Below are 15,097 nucleotides of genomic sequence, written 5' to 3' on the forward strand. Positions count from 1 at the left end.
TCTCGAGCGGCGCGCAGTATAGCGGATCCGCTCCGCGACGCCATCCGCTACCCTAGCGAGAGGCACGTGTGCCATCATCATGGCCATTGCCGCATCAAGATCACGACAGAAACGATCACGACTGGAGTCACCGCTCATGAGCTCGGAAACCCCTCAGCTGCCACTGATTCTGGACCCGGCCACGCTAGCGCAGCACCTCGAAGATCCGCACCTGCTGATCATCGACGTGCCGCTCAAGGCCGAAAGTTACCAATCGGGTCACGTGCCGGGCGCGATCTTCCTCGAATCCCGTCGCCTGCTGGCCGGCACGGGCGAGGTGCCCAACGATGTGCCTTCCGAAGCCGCCCTGAGCACGCTGTTTTCCGAACTCGGGCTGACCCCGGAGACCCACGTCGTCGCCTACGACGATGAAGGTGGCGGTTGGGCCGGGCGTCTACTCTGGACGCTGGAACTGATCGGCCACCGCCGTTACTCGTATCTCAACGGTGGAATCCACGCCTGGCGTGCCGACGGTCAGCCGGTTTCCACCACGCCCGCCTCGCCCAAGCCCAGCCAGTACGAAGCGGCCTACCTCAATTCGCAGGTTCTGATCCGGCGCGAGGAGTTGATGGAGCGACTCGGCGATCCTGCGCTCGCGATCTGGGATGCCCGCTCCGACGAGGAATATCGAGGCACCAAGGGCGACAATCGCAAGCGGGGCCATATTCCCGGGGCGGTCAACCTCGACTGGCTGGACGTGATGGACAAAGACCACGACCTGCGCCTGCGCGACTACGCCGAACTCGTTACCGAACTGGAAGCCCGCGGCCTGACCCAGGACAAGGAGATCGTCACCCACTGCCAGACTCACCACCGCAGCGGACTCACCTGGCTCGCCGCCAAGGCGCTCGGTTACGACAACGTTCGCGCCTATCCCGGTTCATGGAAGGAATGGGGCAATCGCGACGATACGCCTATCGAAAACTAGCCGCGAGCCGCGAGCCACGAGCCACGAGCCACGAGCCACGAGCCGCAAAGAAAGTAACCGGCTAAAGCTTGAGGTTCGCAATCCCTTTCTCGAAGCTCGAAGCTCGAAGCTCGAAGCTCGAAGCTCGAAGCTCGAAGCTCGAAGCTCGAAGCTCGAAGCTCGAAGCTCGTAGCTCGAAGCTCGAAGCTCGAAGCTCGTAGCTCGTAGCTCGTAGCTCGTAGCTCGTAGCTCGTAGCTCGTAGCTCGTAGCTCGTAGCTCGTAGCTCGTAGCTCGTAGCTCAGTCTATTGCGCGGACCGAGGACTCCCGCTACCTTGTCCGCCTTTCGGTTCGTCCGTCTCTCCAATACCGGGGTCGTCATCGTGGATCGCCAGGAACTCTTCGCCAGAATTCAGTACCCGCTACCTCACCACGCGATCTCGCGACTGATCGGCCTGGGCGCCGACTGCCGGATTCCCTGGGTCAAGGATCTGTTCATCCGGCGTTTTATTCACACCTACGGTGTCGACATGACCCAGGCCCTGGAGCCGGACCCGACCGCCTACGCCTGCTTCAACGACTTCTTCACCCGCGCGCTCAAGCCCGACGCGCGCCCCATCGGTGAAAGCCTGGTCTCCCCCGCCGACGGCGTACTGTCTCGCTATGGCCGCATCGAACATGGCACCCTGATCCAGGCCAAGGGGCAGACCTACTCCCTCGGCGCCCTGCTCGGCGGCGACGTTTCCCGCGCGGCACCGTTTCGCCAGGGCAGCTTCGCCACGGTCTACCTGTCGCCGAAGGACTACCATCGCGTCCACATGCCTATGACCGGCACCCTGCGCGAGATGACCTACGTGCCGGGACGGCTGTTCTCGGTCAACCAGGCCACCGCCAACCATGTGCCGGGGCTGTTCGCCCGCAACGAGCGCCTGGTCTGTATCTTCGATACCGAGCACGGGCCGCTGGCGATGGTGCTGGTCGGCGCGATGATCGTCGCTGCCATCGAGACTACCTGGGCCGGCCAGGTCACGCCGCTGAGCGGTCGCGTGCAGACCACGCGTTTCGATGAGCCGATCGTGATCGAGAAAGGCCAGGAAATGGGACGCTTCAAGCTCGGCTCCACCGTGGTGATGTGCATGGGCCGAGAGACGGCTTTCGGGGATTTCGACCCGAAAGGCAGCCCGATCAGCATGGGGCAGACGATGGGCGCCCTGCCGGGCATGGCCTAACGTTGGCGCCCGGCAAAGGACACTTCATGACCACCGACTCCGGGAGTTAGCAATGCCACTGGAAATCTCCCGCAACGTATCGATCCCCGACAACGAGATCGAACTGATCGCCGTCCGCGCCCAGGGCGCCGGCGGCCAGAACGTCAACAAGGTCTCCTCGGCGATTCACCTGCGCTTCGATATCCGCGCCTCGAGCCTGCACTCCGGGTTCAAGGAAAAGCTGCTGGCGCTCAGCGACAAGCGCATCACCCGCGACGGGGTCATCGTGATCAAGTCGCAGGAGCATCGTACGCAGGAACTCAACCGTGAAGCCGCGCTGGCCAGGCTCAAGCAGTTGATCAAACCCGTGCTCTACGGTGACAAACCTCGCCAAGCGACCAAACCCAGCCGTAGCGCGAAGCGAAAGCGAGTCGATCAAAAGACGAAACATGGCCAGAAGAAACGTCTTCGCGGGCGTATCGAAGACTGAGCCTTAGAGGACAGGTCAACACCGCGGCGTCGGGAACGCCATGACCTCGGCAATCGACTCCCTGTTCAGCGCCAGTTGAATCAGGCGATCGACACCCAGCGCCACGCCACTGCCGGCGGGCATGCCATGCTCGAGAGCGGCGATCAGCCGGCGGTCAACATCGACAGCCGGCTTGCCCAGCGTCGTGCGCTGGCGGTTGTCCTCGGCGAAACGCGAGGCCTGTTCCGCGGCATCGGTCAACTCGTCGTAGCCATTGGCGAGTTCGAGCCCGTGGAGATAGATTTCGAAGCGCGCGGCGACTTCGACCCCATCCTCGGGATCGAGCCGCTTGCGCGCCAGTGCCGCCTGAGAGGCCGGATAGTCGACGACCGCATCGATACCGCCTCGGCCCAGCTGCGGTTCGATGACGAAGCTCATCAGCAGGTCGAGGCAGCCGTCACGGTCGGCGTCATCCATCGCCAGCTCGCCGACTTGCCCGGCCAAGCGACGCAGGTCCGCCAACGATGTCGTGAACGGATCGACATCGAGCGCTTCGCGAAAGAGCGCCCGATAACGGCGCTGGCGCAAGGGACCGGGATCGGTCGGCAGTACTTCGCGAATCAGCGCCTCGCATTCATCGATCAGTGCCGTCAGCGACAGACCCGGCCGATACCACTCGAGCATGGTGAATTCGAGATTGTGGCGCCGCCCCACTTCACCGTCGCGAAAGCTGCGCGCCAGTTGGAAGATCGGCCCGCTGCCCGCCGCCAGCAGCCGCTTCATGTGAAACTCCGGCGAGGTCTGCAGCCACAGTCGCTCCCGCCCCGCCGGTGTCATCGCCGTCAGCGACAGCGAATCGAGATACGGGTCGGTACTGCCGCCGTGACCTAGAATCGGAGTTTCCACTTCCAGCACGCCGCGCGCCGCGAAGAAGCCGCGAATCGTCGCCAGCAGTCGTGCCCGCTCGCGCAGCGTCGCGATCGTTGCCGTGGGTTGCCAGTCGTCGGCGCGGGTGAGTTCCGTCACGAGTGATAGACCTGACTGCGGCCACCGTCGATCAGGATATCGGTGGCATTGATGAATCGTGCTTCGTCGCTGGCCAGGAACAGCGCCGTGCTGGCGACTTCGTCGGCCTCACCCAGCCGCTTGCAGGGCAACAGCTCGATCTGGCGCTGGCGCTCCTGCTCGTCGCACTGGGCGAGCCAGGTTTCGGCTGCCGGCGTGCGGATCAGCCCAGGCGAGATCGAATTGACCCGGATTCCGCGATCCGCGTACTCGATTCCCAGTGATCGGGTCAGCCCAATCAAACCATGTTTGGCCACCGGATAGGGAAACGCGCCCGGAATGATCTTGTGACCGTGCACCGAGGCGATATTGACGATATGTCCGTAACTCCGCTCCAGCATGTCGGGCAACACGGCCTGGATCATGTGCCAGGCGCCTTCCAGATTGATCGCCAGGCAGCGGCGCCAATCCGACTCTGCCAGGCTCAGCGGATCGCCGAACACGTTGACGCCGGCCGAATTGACCAGGATATCGACACGCCCCAGCATCGCACGCGCTTTCTCGACGCCGGCTGCCACGCTATCGATATCGGCCACATCGACCTCGACACCATGACAGTTCGAGTCGAAGCGCGCGTCGAGCCTCGCCGACTCGCGCTCGAGGCTTTTCGCATCGCGATCCAGCATGACGACATCGGCGCCTTCGGCAAGAAAGCGCGCCACCGTCGCCAGGCCGATGCCGCTGGCACCACCGGTGACCAAAGCCTTGCGTCCCGTCAATCTAGCCATTCCATGCCCCCTTGTTCACGATCTGGCAAGCCATCTGGCAAACAATAGTGTGATCGACGAGCGACAGCCGAAGCCACCCTGGCAAGCTTTCGTCCAAGGGGTCGTCTTCAACGACAAAGGCCACGCAAAAGCGTGGCCGGCGAACACGAATAATCACTGCTCAGCGCATCATGAGCGACGGTGAGACAAGGCGAAACCAGGCGACCCAGCGGAGTTTACAAGTCGTAAATGAGCATGGGGAGCCTGGTTTCAACGCGGTATCACCGAGCGCAATAGCGCTGACAATGAATTATGCGCGGGAGACGTACTCACCACTACGCGTATCGACCTTCAGCACTTCGCCCTGATTGATGAACAGCGGCACACGAACCACGGCGCCGGAAGAGAGCGTCGCCGGCTTGGAACCGCCCTGCGCGGTGTCGCCCTTGAGGCCGGGATCGGTCTCGACCACTTCGAGTTCGAGGAAGTTGGGCGGCGAGACGGCAATGGCGTTATCGTTCCACAGCGTGACGGTATAGACGGCCTGTTCCTTGAGCCACTTCTCGACGTCGCCGATGGCCTTCTTGTCGACCGCGTACTGCTCGAAGGAGCCATCGGTCTTCATGAAGTGCCACATGTCGCCGTCGGTGTAGACGTACTCCATGTCCAGGTCCATGACGTCGGCGCCTTCCAGCGACTCGCCAGACTTGAACGTGCGCTCCCAGACGCGGCCGGTGATCAGGTTGCGCAGCTTGACGCGGTTGAAAGCCTGGCCTTTGCCGGGCTTGACGAATTCGTTCTCGAGAATGTTGCACGGGTCGCCGTCCAGCATGACCTTCAGGCCGCCCTTGAATTCGTTGGTAGAATAGTTCGCCATGATTCCTCACTAGTAACCGTTCGCGGTTCGCCCGCGACGAAAAATCCCTAACCGCGCGCTGTTGGGAAGCGCTGAAGCGATAGGCGAGCGAGATGATACGCAAGGCGCACGGCACACAGAACACGAAACATAACCTGGTGTTAGGAGAGTGTTCGAGTACCGCGCAACGCGGCGAATCGCTCGCGCAGCCATCGATTCAGAGTTTCCTGGGCACGCGCTCTGATTTCGAGTGGCCAGCATGATAACCCGAACCCCGATCGCTGTGCATTGCGAAGAGGTCGAACCCGAAGCGCCCGTGTCCGATACACCGGTGGGCGACTGGCAGCAGCAACTGCGCGACGTGATCCGCGACCCCGCCGCCCTCTGCCGGCACCTGGAACTCGATTTCGAGTGGTCGTCGGGCGCCAGACTCGGGCACGACCTGTTTCCGGTACGCGTGCCGCTGGCTTATCTCTCGCGGATCCGGCGTGGCGACCCGAACGATCCCCTGCTGCGTCAGGTCCTGCCGCTGGGCGCGGAAGGCGATGCCGTGCGAGGCTTCGTCGATGACCCACTGGAAGAGCGCGACCACACGCCGAAGCCGGGGCTGATTCACAAGTATCCCGGCCGGGCGTTGCTGATTGCCAGCCCGACCTGTGCAATCAATTGCCGTTACTGCTTCCGCCGTCACTTCCCCTATGCCGACAACGCACCGTCGATGCGGGAGTGGGAACGGACACTCGATTACCTGCGCGAGGACGACTCGATCCGAGAAGCGATCCTTTCCGGCGGCGATCCGCTGGCCTCGCCGGATCGTCGGCTGGCCGCGCTCGTCGAACGGCTGGACGCGATTCCGCATCTCAAGCGGCTGCGCATTCATACCCGTTTGCCGGTGGTGATACCCGATCGCGTCGACGATGCGCTGCTCGAATGGCTCGGTAGCACTCGATTGCAGAAGGTGATGGTCCTGCACATCAATCATGCCCAGGAGATCGACGAAGCGGTGGTGGCAGCCTGCGCTCGACTCAAGGCGGCTGGCGTCACGCTGCTCAACCAGAGCGTGCTGCTGCGCGGGATCAACGACGACGTGGACACGCTATCCACGCTCTCGGAGCGACTGTTCGAGGCCGGGATCCTGCCCTATTACCTGCACGTGCTCGACCCGGTATCGGGCGCGGCGCATTTCGATGTGCCCGACGACGAAGCCCGCGATCTGGTGGATGCCCTGCGTCAGCGGCTGGCCGGCTTCCTGATGCCGCGGCTGGTCCGCGAGGTGCCCGGCGAACGGAGCAAGACACCGCTCTGAGTTCCTGGCCGATCGTTCGCTCCAGGGCCGCACCCCGGCCCTCGCCTCGACTCTCTCCTCACTCTATCGGCAGCGTGACATGAACGCTCAGGCCGCTGGCGACCGGCAGGGAAGTCTCGTCGAGGCGGATCTCTCCGCCAAGCCGTTCGGCCAGTTCCTGAACGATCGACAGCCCCAGCCCCGATCCGCTGGTGCGCTGCCCGGCCAGGCGCACGAAGCGCTCGAATACCCGTTCGCGCTCGGCGACCGGAATCCCCGGCCCGCTGTCGGCGATCTCGATGTGCAACCGATCCTCGGCTTGCCGCATCCGCAGGCAGACTTCGCCCCCTTCCGGGGTATAACGCAGCGCGTTGTCGAGCAGATTGCGCAGCAGCACGTAAAGGCCGTTCTCGTAGCTGCGAATCTGGAGTGCATCGGGAATTTCCTGGGTGAAGCGGATGCCCCGCCGCTCGATCAGCGGTTGCATGTCCCGCTGCAGCTCTCGTCCCAGCCGGGTCAGATCCACCGTCTGCCGATTCATGCCCTCACCGCTCTCGAGCCGGGAGAGTGTCAGCAGCTGTTCGACCACGCGCGTCATGCGGTCGACCCCGTTGATGATGGAGCGCGCACCGCGCTGGGAGCGCGCTTCGGTGGTATCCGTCATCAGGTTCTGCGCGTGCACCTTGATCGCCGCCAGGGGTGTACGCAGCTCGTGGGCGGCGTTGGCGGTGAAGCGACGCTCTTTTTCCAGCGTTTCGGCCAGGCGGCCGAACAGGCCATTGAGTGCATCGACCATGCCGCGAATTTCATCCGGCGCCTCGCTGCCGTCGATGGGCTCCAGATAGCTCGGCCGGCGAGCGGTGATCTGGCGACTGATGCGCAGCAGGGGAGAAAAACCACGCGCGATGACGAAGGGGATCAGCAGCGCGATCAACAGCACGCCGATCACCGGTGGCATCAGGTTGCGCAGCGCAATCTGCCAGGTCAGCTCGTCGCGCACATCGTCGCGCTGAGCGGCGCTGGCCCAGACGCCGTGGACCTCGTCATACAGCGTGAAGGTGCGCCAGTCGTGGCCCTCGCCCTCGGTGTGCGCGTAGCCGGGTGCCGGGATCATGGTCTCCAGCACACCGGGGGTTCTCATGCCCAGCAAGGCGTGACCATCGTCATCCCAGATCTGGAATCCCAGCTTCTTCTCGTAGGGATGCCCCAGCGGAGTCGGTTCGTCGGTGAGACTGTCCGGCAGCATGACGGGCTGAAGCTGCAGGTCGTGGATCATTTCCTGCGGGTCCCGCCCCTGCTCGCCGCGATATTCGAAATAGAGCGCGACCATCGTTCGCGTGGTCTGCGCCAGTTCGGCGTCGAACAGTTCGTTGATCTGATCGCGAGTGTCGTGATAACTCCAGAGCGCGGCCAACGAGGTGATCAGCGTCACCGTTATCAACAGGACACGTCGAAGGTAACGACGAATCGATCTCAACCCGCAGCTCCCAGCCGATAGCCGACGTTACGCACGGTCGTCACCACGCCACTGCCGAACTTCCGGCGCAGATGATGAACATGGACTTCGATGACGTTGCTCTCGACTTCGGCGTCCCAGCCGTAGAGCACCTCGACCAGTTGGTCGCGCGTAAACACCTGCCCCGGATGCGTCATCAGGTACGCCAGCAGGTCATGCTCGCGGCGCCCCAGCGCCACCACCGACTGATCGAAACGAATCTCGTGCGCTGCCGGGTCCAGCGTCAGTCGGCCGCAGGTCACCACCGGCGATGCGCGCCCGGCGCTTCGCCGTACCAGTGCACGCAACCGCGCCAGCAGTTCGCCGTTGTCGAAAGGCTTGACGAGATAATCGTCCGCCCCGCCATCGAGCCCCCGGATGCGATCGACCACGTCGTCCCTTGCCGTGAGGATCAACACCGGAATCTGACTTTGCGCTTCCCGCAACTGCTTGAGCAACTCGAAGCCGTCGATATCCGGAAGCCCCAAGTCCAGTATCAGCGCATCGAAAGTGGATCCTTCGAGAGCTTCGCAGACTCCGCGCCCCTCGGTGAGCCATTCAGGCACCATCTGCTCGCGTCGCAGCACGTCGACGACGCCTTCTCCCAACAACGGGTCGTCCTCAACCAGCATTACCCTCATGACGTTCTCTCTAACTGTCGCCACTCCTGGCGAACTCGGCTTTCAAAACGTTGCCCTATCAATACAATGGCACCGCCGGATTGGTTCCCGCCCTGCTGACATGACATTGTCGCGTGCCAGCCGGACAATTCGAAACATAAGTGACCGCTAACACCGCAGATCACTAAGCCGGTGTTAAGAATAGGCTGTCATAGTGACGCCTCCGACGGGACGAGCAAAGTCGACGCTTTGAAAACCAACGGGATTTCATCATGCTCGAACTACCCAAGTTATCACTTGTCATCACTGTCCACGATGCCTCTCATGCGGTCGGTCAGGTCGTGGCCGAGGCATCCAGCGCACTTCGCCACGCTGCCGGCCTGGAATTCATCGTCATCGACGACGCCACCTCCGAAAACGACGAGGATGCGCTGTCACAACTGGCGGCCAGCGATAGCCGGATTCGGCTCTATCGCCAGGCCACGGCCATCGGCGCCGACGCGGCGCTATGGCAAGCCGGCAGGCTTGCCATGGGGGAATGGATCGCGACGCTCGACGCCCAGGGGCGAGACGATCCTCATGACATTCCCGAGATGCTCAGCGAAGCCCGGCATCAAGGCTTGACGCTGGTCGAGGGCATTCCGCTCGACCCGCGCTGCCGCTGGAGAAGGTCGCTCTTTCGCGCATGCCGAAGCCTGGGCATCGAACTCGCGGACAGCGAACGGGCCGGCCTGCGACTGATTCGTCGCGACGTGCTGATCGCATTGCCGTCCGTCGACCGGCTGCACCGCTTTCTCCCTCTGCTGATTCGGCGAAGCGGTGGCCACATCGGCAGTTACCGCGTCAATCTGCGCCACGGGACACAAGCTGCCCGCTTCTCGCTCTGGCATTTTCCCGCCAATCTCGCGGGGCACGCCCGAGACTGGCTGGGCATGTGGTGGCTATCGCGACGCTGGCACGCCCAGCGAATTACGGGGAAACGCCGGGTTCGCGGCTACGCCCGCTGAGGCGTCATCGGCGCCCGGTCACCGATAACGGCGCCCCTGATGCTCCAGCCAGCCGCCGAGTTCGGTGCCGTCGGGATCGTGGTGGGTCCAGTGAATGACGCCACCTTGGGCATTCCACACGTATTCGCCGCGAAAGCGTAGGCGATCGCCCACTTCTATCCGTTCGACGCGCGGCGCAACATCGATATTGTGAGCAATCAGCAGCGTCTGGCCGGTATCCAGCGTGACAATGACCCGCTGGTGGCGACTGCCTTCCCGATCATCCGCCAGCACCCGCACGATCTGCCCTGACGCCTCGATCCAGAATCCTTCCCGATGCGTGTCGAAGGCACGCTGAAGCGTCGCTTCGGCGCTGGCCTGCGTTCCGGCACCCGGCAAAAGATCAACGCCGGACCGAGACGAGGGCTCGCTTGCGCCTCCCCCGCCCCCAACCAGTTGACTGGCAAGTGCCGCGATGACGATGGCGACCAGCAACCCCGCCAGCATCGGCCGACGTCGCACCTTGATGGATCTTCGTCGCATCTTTCTACCGTGAAGTCGCAATGGGTTCAGCCGAGTCTCGACGACAGGCTGCAAGATAACACAGGGAAACGGGTCCGTTGACCCGTACGAGGAAGAGGGCCATCGACCGAACGTCGATCGAAAAGCCGCGGTATCGCGTAAACCGAATGCGCAGGACAGCTGAAAAACGGACAAAAAGAAGCCGGACCCAATTCAGGCCCGGCCTACGCTGTGCGCCCATCCTGGGCTACTAGGTCAGAGTTCGATATTCCGATAGAGTTCCACGAAAACGTAAAAAAACTCGGCCCGACGATGGCTGGCCGGTTAGTCGTCACTCTCATCGAGCCCCCGGGCGCCTCGTTTCCAGAGCACGATCAATGACCTGGGTGCGGCGCTCTCCTCCAGCTCCCACTCCTTTTCGGCTCGACCCGAGGGCATTGTCAGCGTCACCCGGAAGGATCGTCTGTCGGCGCCGGCTGCTGGCAAGTCGCCACGGCGATGATCGAGCTCCTCGAGCACCGTCTGGAGTCTCAGCCGCTGGCGCTCGGTCAGCTCCCGGCAGTCGATACGCCGCGGAGCGGACAAGCCGGGCGTGACCACGAAGCCGCCCTCCCGAGTGACCAGCAGCACGCTGGTCGGCTCGAGCTCGAGGCCCGCGCTGTCGCTCATGAGAGAACACCTACCTCGACCCAGGCCCGATTGACGACCTGCATGACTTCGCTGTCGTTGCCGAAGCGCTTCGCCGCACAGTCGACCGTGAGCTGGGCGAACTGGGCGAAATTGCCATCGCGTTGCAGGCGCGAATCGGTGAGCGCGTCGAACCAGACCGGGCCCGCCTTCTCCCAGGCAAAACCACCCAGCCCCGTCGCCGCGAGAAAAAAGGCGCGGTTGGGGATCCCGGAATTGATATGCACGCCGCCGTTGTCCGAGGACGTGCGCACGAAGTCGTCCATGTGGCCCGGCTGGGGATCCTTGCCGAGTACAGGGTCATCGTAGGCGCTGCCCGGATTGGCCATCGAGCGCAGCGCGAGACCGTTGACGCGATCGGTGAGCAGCCCTTCCCCGATCAGCCAGTCGGCTTCTTCCACGCTCTGCTCGAAGTGATGCTGCTTGACCATGGCACCGAAAACGTCCGCCAGAGACTCGTTAAGCGCCCCCGACTGATCGGCGTAGACGAGACCGGCCTCGCGCTCGATGACGCCATGGGTCAATTCATGGGCGACGACATCGAGCGCGGCAGTGAAACGGTTGAACAGCTCGCCGTCGCCGTCACCGAACACCATCTGGGCGCCGTTCCAGAAGGCGTTGTCGTAGTCTTCGCCGTAGTGCACCGTTCCCAGCAAGGCCATGCCCTCGCCATCGATGGAGTCGCGCTCGAAGACCTGCCAGTAAAAAAGGTAGGTGGCACCCAGCCACCGGTAGGCTTCGTCGACGGCGGCGTCGCCGCTATCCGGCTCGCCCTCCTGACGAACCAGGTCACCGGGTAGCGTCTGCTGATTGCCTGCCGAATAGATATAGCGCGCGACCTCGCCGGGCCGGCTGCCATCCGCGGGTCGCGCCGCCGGCGGTGCCGCATTGCGCAGCCGAAATTGCGCATCGGCCTGCAGGGTCATGCGCGCGCACTGCTGTAGCCGCGCATTGCCATGCGACATGATGCGTTCGAGAACATGGGGCGGCATGAAGCCCGCGAAAGACTTGGAACCGTCCAATCCAGCCATGCGATCACCTCCTGTGCGTCAGAGCTTGGCACTCACAGTGTGGTTCAATCTTTCCCATGTGGCCGCTGCGTCACTGTTCCTTTTTGTCAAGAAACGCCCATACCGCCTGCATCGCGGGCCACATGACGTTGCCATGGCTGGCACTCTCGAACGAGCGATGGTCGATGACCCAATCGGCGTGCCCGGTTTGCAGCCACTGCGCAAAGCAGACCACGTTGTCGCACATTGCCGGCACGGACGTGGATGGCGTATCAGTGGCTTCTGCAAATGCCGGCCGCTGTCCCCGCTCCTGATCGCCCGCGCCCAGCAGCACCCGCGTCTTTCCGCTGGCTCCTGCCGAAGGCAGCGCGTACAGGAATCCGTCTCCCCACCATAGCGATGGGCTAATGGCGAGGTAATCGCTGAAGAGCTTCGGTCGGGTCAGCGCGGTGTATAACGCGAACAAGCCACCGTAGGAGTGGCCGAGCAGCGCACGGCGGGAGGCATCGACCTCGAACCGCTCGGCGACCTGCGGCAACAGCTGATTCTGGAGAAAATCCTGGAAACGATCCGCGCCGCCGACGGGGCGGCCACGCGAGTCGACCGCCAGCATGCTCGATACCGCCGGCGTATAGTCTTCACTACGCGCTTCGCTGTCGAAACGACGGGTATCGGAGTAACCGATTCCCACGATCAGCCAGGGACTGGTGCCGCCATCGGGGCCGCGCAGCGTCAGGCTGTCACGCCCCACCACTGCCAGCGGAAAGCGCGCATTGCCATCGAGGACATAAAGTACCGGATAGCCACTGGCCGGTGGCGGCGAATCCGGTATCGAGACCTGAATCAGATAGTCGCGCCCGGTGGACTCGCCATGGAGCATCCATTGCTGCGTATCAGGCAGCATCACGGGCTGCGTCGCGGGATCGGTGGTCATGGTCGGCTCCTCAGCGACGGCAGCGGGCATGATGAAAACGGCCGCCCATGACAGGCAGCCGAAGAGCCAGAGACGTAATGCATCAGAAGTCATAACGCAGTGACGCGACGACATTGGCCGGTTCGCCGATCAGGTTGAAGGTACCCACGCTACCGACGCGATAGTAGTAGTCGCGGTCGAAAATGTTGTTGAAGTTGAGTTGGCCCGATAGATGAGAGCTGAAGTCGTAACCCACCATGGCGTCGACGATTGCGTAACCGGGCGCGTTGATCCGCGGAGCGTTGCTGAGTGTATGGAAATCGCTCATTGCGGTAACCCCGCCCCCTACGTGCCAGCCATCCAACGGGCCCGGAGCGAAAGCGTACTGGGTCCAGAGATTGACCGCATTGTGCGGCATCAAGGCGAATGTCGCTTCGGTATCGCCACGCTCGACTTCGGTATCCAGATAAGTGTAACCCGCAATGATATCCCACTGAGGCGTGAGGGCGCCGGTCACCTCGAACTCTGCGCCTTGAATACGACGTTTCCCAATATCCGCTGAGTAATCCTCATTCACGACGCTCGCAGCATAGTTGTCGTCGTATAGACGGAACGCACTAATACGAGCATTGAGATTGCCGCCGAAGTAGGCCCCTTTGATACCGACCTCGTACTGTTCTCCCTCGCGCGGTTTGAGCAGGTCACCGCTTGCGTCGTACTCGGTTTGCGGTTTGAACACCTGCGAGTAGCTCGCGTAAAGCGCGTGGTAGCTATCGAGATCGAATACCGCACCGGCATAACCGGTGAACCTGCCGTCGTCGTCCCGTGTGTAACGCTCGCCGCTGAGATGGTCGCTGAGTCCGACGCGGTAACGGCTGACTCGCCCGCCGACAATCAACGCAAGGGGCTGAACCGGACGGAACGTCAGCTTGCCATAGAGTCCGTACTCTTCCAGCGTCTGACGTGTGTCGGCGCTCAGATAGTCGTCAAGAATATCGACGTAGGCGATGTCATTGAAATCGGCAAGCGTGGTATTGCCAAGCTTTGCCCGCGCCGAGGCGTTGTCGGTTTCGAAACGTTTATAGTCCGTTCCTACCACGAACTCGCTGACGTTACCCATGGCTTCGAACGGCTGGCTGTAGCTGGCATCCATGGACAATGCTTGCTGATCGATGTCGGCTGCGGTGCCAGCGATGCCGAGACTCCCGTCATCGAGCGCGCTGCCGCCGAAGGCATAGTTATAGGAAGCGTTGCGATCCGAGTAACGTGCCGCGAAACGTCCGTATCCCCCATTGGCGAAACGATGCGTCAACTCGGCAAACCAGTCATTGCTTTGCATGGTGAAGTCGTTCCAGTCCGCGCCGACGAAAGCGGATCGGGTGAAATCGAGCAGATTACCGTTGGCATCGGTCGGCAGGCCGTTGTTTGGCACCAGGTCCCGATGCTGACGCAGGAATGCCAGCGATAGCGTCGTGGCGTCATCGAGATCGGCGTCGATCGCCCCGTAGAACGTCTGATGCTGATTTTCGTTATGGTCGGCAAAGCCGTTGCTGTCACTATCCGCCACCACCAGGCGTCCCCGCACCCGCCCGTCGCTGGTAATCGGACCGCTCAAATCGCTTTCGAGATAGCGCTGGTCCCAACTGCCCTGTTCCGAAATGCTATGGCGACCGGTGACATGGCCCTGAAAATCGTAGGTCGGACGCTTGCGAACCAGATTGACGATGCCGCCCATCTCGCTGGTGCTGTTGAACAACCCCGATGGCCCGCGCATGATCTCGACGCGATCGAACGCCGCCAAATCCGGTACCGTGCCGTTGATACTTTGCATCGGTGCCGGCAGACCATCGATATTGGCCTCGTCGTATTCGTAGCCACGCGCGTAGATCGAAGAACGGCCATCATCGTTACTCAGAACTCGCACTCCCGGGGTACGCCGTGCCAATTGATCGAGCGTATCGAGGTTGCGATCCTCGATGGCATCCCGCGTCACCACGCTGATCGACTGGGGTATGTCCCGCAGCGCTGCCGGTGTCTTGGTGCCCACCGTCGCTGCATCCACCGCATATCCGCCGGTCGTTTCGGACGGCAGCATCTCGTAGAGGCGGTTGCCTTTGACGGTCAAGGTTTCGAGTGATGTATCCCCGACCGACCGGGGTTCCTGGGCCTGTGAAGCGGCCCAAGGCGCGGAGAGGCTCAGGCCAACGGCGACCGGCACGCAGTAGCGAAAGCGCTGGGGATGGCGAATCATGGTGTCGTTCCTTGCTCCCACGCCCGTAACCCTTTATCGGAAACCGGGCGTTCATGATAATGAGAATGAGTTGCAAAT

At 62.5% G+C, this 15,097-nt stretch carries 15 protein-coding genes; 5 read left to right on the forward strand and 10 right to left on the reverse strand.

What is annotated here, in order from left to right; genetic code table 11:
* The first annotated feature begins 136 nt into the window (after nucleotides 1–136).
* From R5R73_RS13420 to arfB, 3 genes are all read left to right on the forward strand, one after another.
* Nucleotides 137–967, forward strand: coding sequence for a sulfurtransferase (locus tag R5R73_RS13420; RefSeq protein ID WP_071233262.1), 831 nt, complete (start codon nucleotides 137–139; stop codon nucleotides 965–967).
* Nucleotides 968–1,280: 313 nt separating this feature from the next.
* A complete protein-coding gene (gene asd, locus R5R73_RS13425) occupies nucleotides 1,281–2,174 on the forward strand; it encodes an archaetidylserine decarboxylase (protein WP_416221194.1) in 894 nt (297 codons plus the stop codon).
* A 52-nt stretch (nucleotides 2,175–2,226) separates the two neighbouring features.
* A complete protein-coding gene (arfB, locus tag R5R73_RS13430) occupies nucleotides 2,227–2,643 on the forward strand; it encodes an alternative ribosome rescue aminoacyl-tRNA hydrolase ArfB (protein ID WP_322527769.1) in 417 nt (138 codons plus the stop codon).
* Nucleotides 2,644–2,658: 15 nt separating this feature from the next.
* On the opposite strand, the gene epmA is transcribed toward arfB, so the two are convergent.
* The 3 genes from epmA to efp form a co-directional block, all read right to left on the reverse strand.
* A complete protein-coding gene (gene epmA / locus R5R73_RS13435; protein WP_322527770.1) occupies nucleotides 2,659–3,648 on the reverse strand; it encodes an EF-P lysine aminoacylase EpmA in 990 nt (329 codons plus the stop codon).
* Nucleotides 3,645–4,415 (reverse strand): SDR family oxidoreductase, encoded by a 771-nt coding sequence (locus R5R73_RS13440; RefSeq protein WP_322527771.1) that lies wholly within the window; start codon nucleotides 4,413–4,415, stop codon nucleotides 3,645–3,647. The genes epmA and R5R73_RS13440 overlap by 4 nt, the downstream gene beginning before the upstream one ends.
* Before the next feature lie 289 nt (nucleotides 4,416–4,704).
* Complete coding sequence (gene efp, locus R5R73_RS13445) at nucleotides 4,705–5,271, reverse strand: elongation factor P (protein WP_071231664.1); 567 nt, start codon at nucleotides 5,269–5,271, stop codon at nucleotides 4,705–4,707.
* Between the two features lie 238 nt (nucleotides 5,272–5,509).
* On the opposite strand from efp, the gene epmB reads away from it, so the two are divergent.
* Nucleotides 5,510–6,556 carry an EF-P beta-lysylation protein EpmB gene (gene epmB, locus R5R73_RS13450; protein WP_322527772.1) on the forward strand — a complete coding sequence of 349 codons (1,047 nt, stop codon included), beginning with the start codon at nucleotides 5,510–5,512 and terminating at the stop codon, nucleotides 6,554–6,556.
* Between the two features lie 58 nt (nucleotides 6,557–6,614).
* Here the strand turns inward: epmB and R5R73_RS13455 are convergent, their stop codons facing one another.
* Together R5R73_RS13455 and R5R73_RS13460 are read right to left on the reverse strand one after the other, a co-directional pair.
* The gene (locus R5R73_RS13455) at nucleotides 6,615–8,012 is read right to left on the reverse strand and encodes an ATP-binding protein (protein WP_322527773.1); all 1,398 of its coding nucleotides are present in this window, start codon (nucleotides 8,010–8,012) and stop codon (nucleotides 6,615–6,617) included.
* On the reverse strand, nucleotides 8,009–8,671 hold the full coding sequence (locus tag R5R73_RS13460; protein ID WP_110636995.1) for a response regulator transcription factor: 663 nt from the start codon (nucleotides 8,669–8,671) through the stop codon (nucleotides 8,009–8,011). The genes R5R73_RS13455 and R5R73_RS13460 overlap by 4 nt, the downstream gene beginning before the upstream one ends.
* A 251-nt stretch (nucleotides 8,672–8,922) precedes the next feature.
* Here R5R73_RS13460 and R5R73_RS13465 point away from each other — a divergent pair, with 251 nt between their 5' ends.
* Nucleotides 8,923–9,657, forward strand: coding sequence for a glycosyltransferase (locus R5R73_RS13465; RefSeq protein WP_071231661.1), 735 nt, complete (start codon nucleotides 8,923–8,925; stop codon nucleotides 9,655–9,657).
* A gap of 18 nt (nucleotides 9,658–9,675) precedes the next feature.
* Here the strand turns inward: R5R73_RS13465 and R5R73_RS13470 are convergent, their stop codons facing one another.
* From R5R73_RS13470 to R5R73_RS13490, 5 genes are all read right to left on the reverse strand, one after another.
* On the reverse strand, nucleotides 9,676–10,179 hold the full coding sequence (locus tag R5R73_RS13470) for a DUF3465 domain-containing protein (protein WP_276232791.1): 504 nt from the start codon (nucleotides 10,177–10,179) through the stop codon (nucleotides 9,676–9,678).
* Nucleotides 10,180–10,482: 303 nt separating this feature from the next.
* Nucleotides 10,483–10,827 (reverse strand): protealysin inhibitor emfourin, encoded by a 345-nt coding sequence (locus tag R5R73_RS13475; protein WP_071231659.1) that lies wholly within the window; start codon nucleotides 10,825–10,827, stop codon nucleotides 10,483–10,485.
* Nucleotides 10,824–11,876 carry a M4 family metallopeptidase gene (locus R5R73_RS13480; protein ID WP_071231658.1) on the reverse strand — a complete coding sequence of 351 codons (1,053 nt, stop codon included), beginning with the start codon at nucleotides 11,874–11,876 and terminating at the stop codon, nucleotides 10,824–10,826. The genes R5R73_RS13475 and R5R73_RS13480 overlap by 4 nt, the downstream gene beginning before the upstream one ends.
* A gap of 70 nt (nucleotides 11,877–11,946) precedes the next feature.
* On the reverse strand, nucleotides 11,947–12,789 hold the full coding sequence (locus R5R73_RS13485; RefSeq protein ID WP_322527774.1) for an alpha/beta hydrolase: 843 nt from the start codon (nucleotides 12,787–12,789) through the stop codon (nucleotides 11,947–11,949).
* A gap of 82 nt (nucleotides 12,790–12,871) precedes the next feature.
* Nucleotides 12,872–15,019 (reverse strand): TonB-dependent siderophore receptor, encoded by a 2,148-nt coding sequence (locus R5R73_RS13490; protein ID WP_322527775.1) that lies wholly within the window; start codon nucleotides 15,017–15,019, stop codon nucleotides 12,872–12,874.
* Nucleotides 15,020–15,097 lie beyond the last annotated feature (78 nt).

The sequence above is a fragment of the Salinicola sp. LHM genome (assembly GCF_034479735.1).
GTDB classification, from domain to species: domain Bacteria; phylum Pseudomonadota; class Gammaproteobacteria; order Pseudomonadales; family Halomonadaceae; genus Salinicola; species Salinicola salarius.

Excerpts from the sequence above, each read along its gene's own strand:
- R5R73_RS13420 (WP_071233262.1), top strand. The coding sequence starts at position 137 with ATGAGCTCGGAAACCCCTCAGCTGCCACTGATTCTGGACCCGGCCACG.
- arfB (WP_322527769.1), top strand. The coding sequence starts at position 2,227 with ATGCCACTGGAAATCTCCCGCAACGTATCGATCCCCGACAACGAGATC.
- R5R73_RS13440 (WP_322527771.1), bottom strand. The coding sequence starts at position 4,415 with ATGGCTAGATTGACGGGACGCAAGGCTTTGGTCACCGGTGGTGCCAGC.
- efp (WP_071231664.1), bottom strand. The coding sequence starts at position 5,271 with ATGGCGAACTATTCTACCAACGAATTCAAGGGCGGCCTGAAGGTCATG.
- epmB (WP_322527772.1), top strand. The coding sequence starts at position 5,510 with ATGATAACCCGAACCCCGATCGCTGTGCATTGCGAAGAGGTCGAACCC.
- R5R73_RS13460 (WP_110636995.1), bottom strand. The coding sequence starts at position 8,671 with ATGAGGGTAATGCTGGTTGAGGACGACCCGTTGTTGGGAGAAGGCGTC.
- R5R73_RS13465 (WP_071231661.1), top strand. The coding sequence starts at position 8,923 with ATGCTCGAACTACCCAAGTTATCACTTGTCATCACTGTCCACGATGCC.
- R5R73_RS13470 (WP_276232791.1), bottom strand. The coding sequence starts at position 10,179 with ATGCGACGAAGATCCATCAAGGTGCGACGTCGGCCGATGCTGGCGGGG.
- R5R73_RS13475 (WP_071231659.1), bottom strand. The coding sequence starts at position 10,827 with ATGAGCGACAGCGCGGGCCTCGAGCTCGAGCCGACCAGCGTGCTGCTG.
- R5R73_RS13480 (WP_071231658.1), bottom strand. The coding sequence starts at position 11,876 with ATGGCTGGATTGGACGGTTCCAAGTCTTTCGCGGGCTTCATGCCGCCC.
- R5R73_RS13485 (WP_322527774.1), bottom strand. The coding sequence starts at position 12,789 with ATGACCACCGATCCCGCGACGCAGCCCGTGATGCTGCCTGATACGCAG.
- R5R73_RS13490 (WP_322527775.1), bottom strand. The coding sequence starts at position 15,019 with ATGATTCGCCATCCCCAGCGCTTTCGCTACTGCGTGCCGGTCGCCGTT.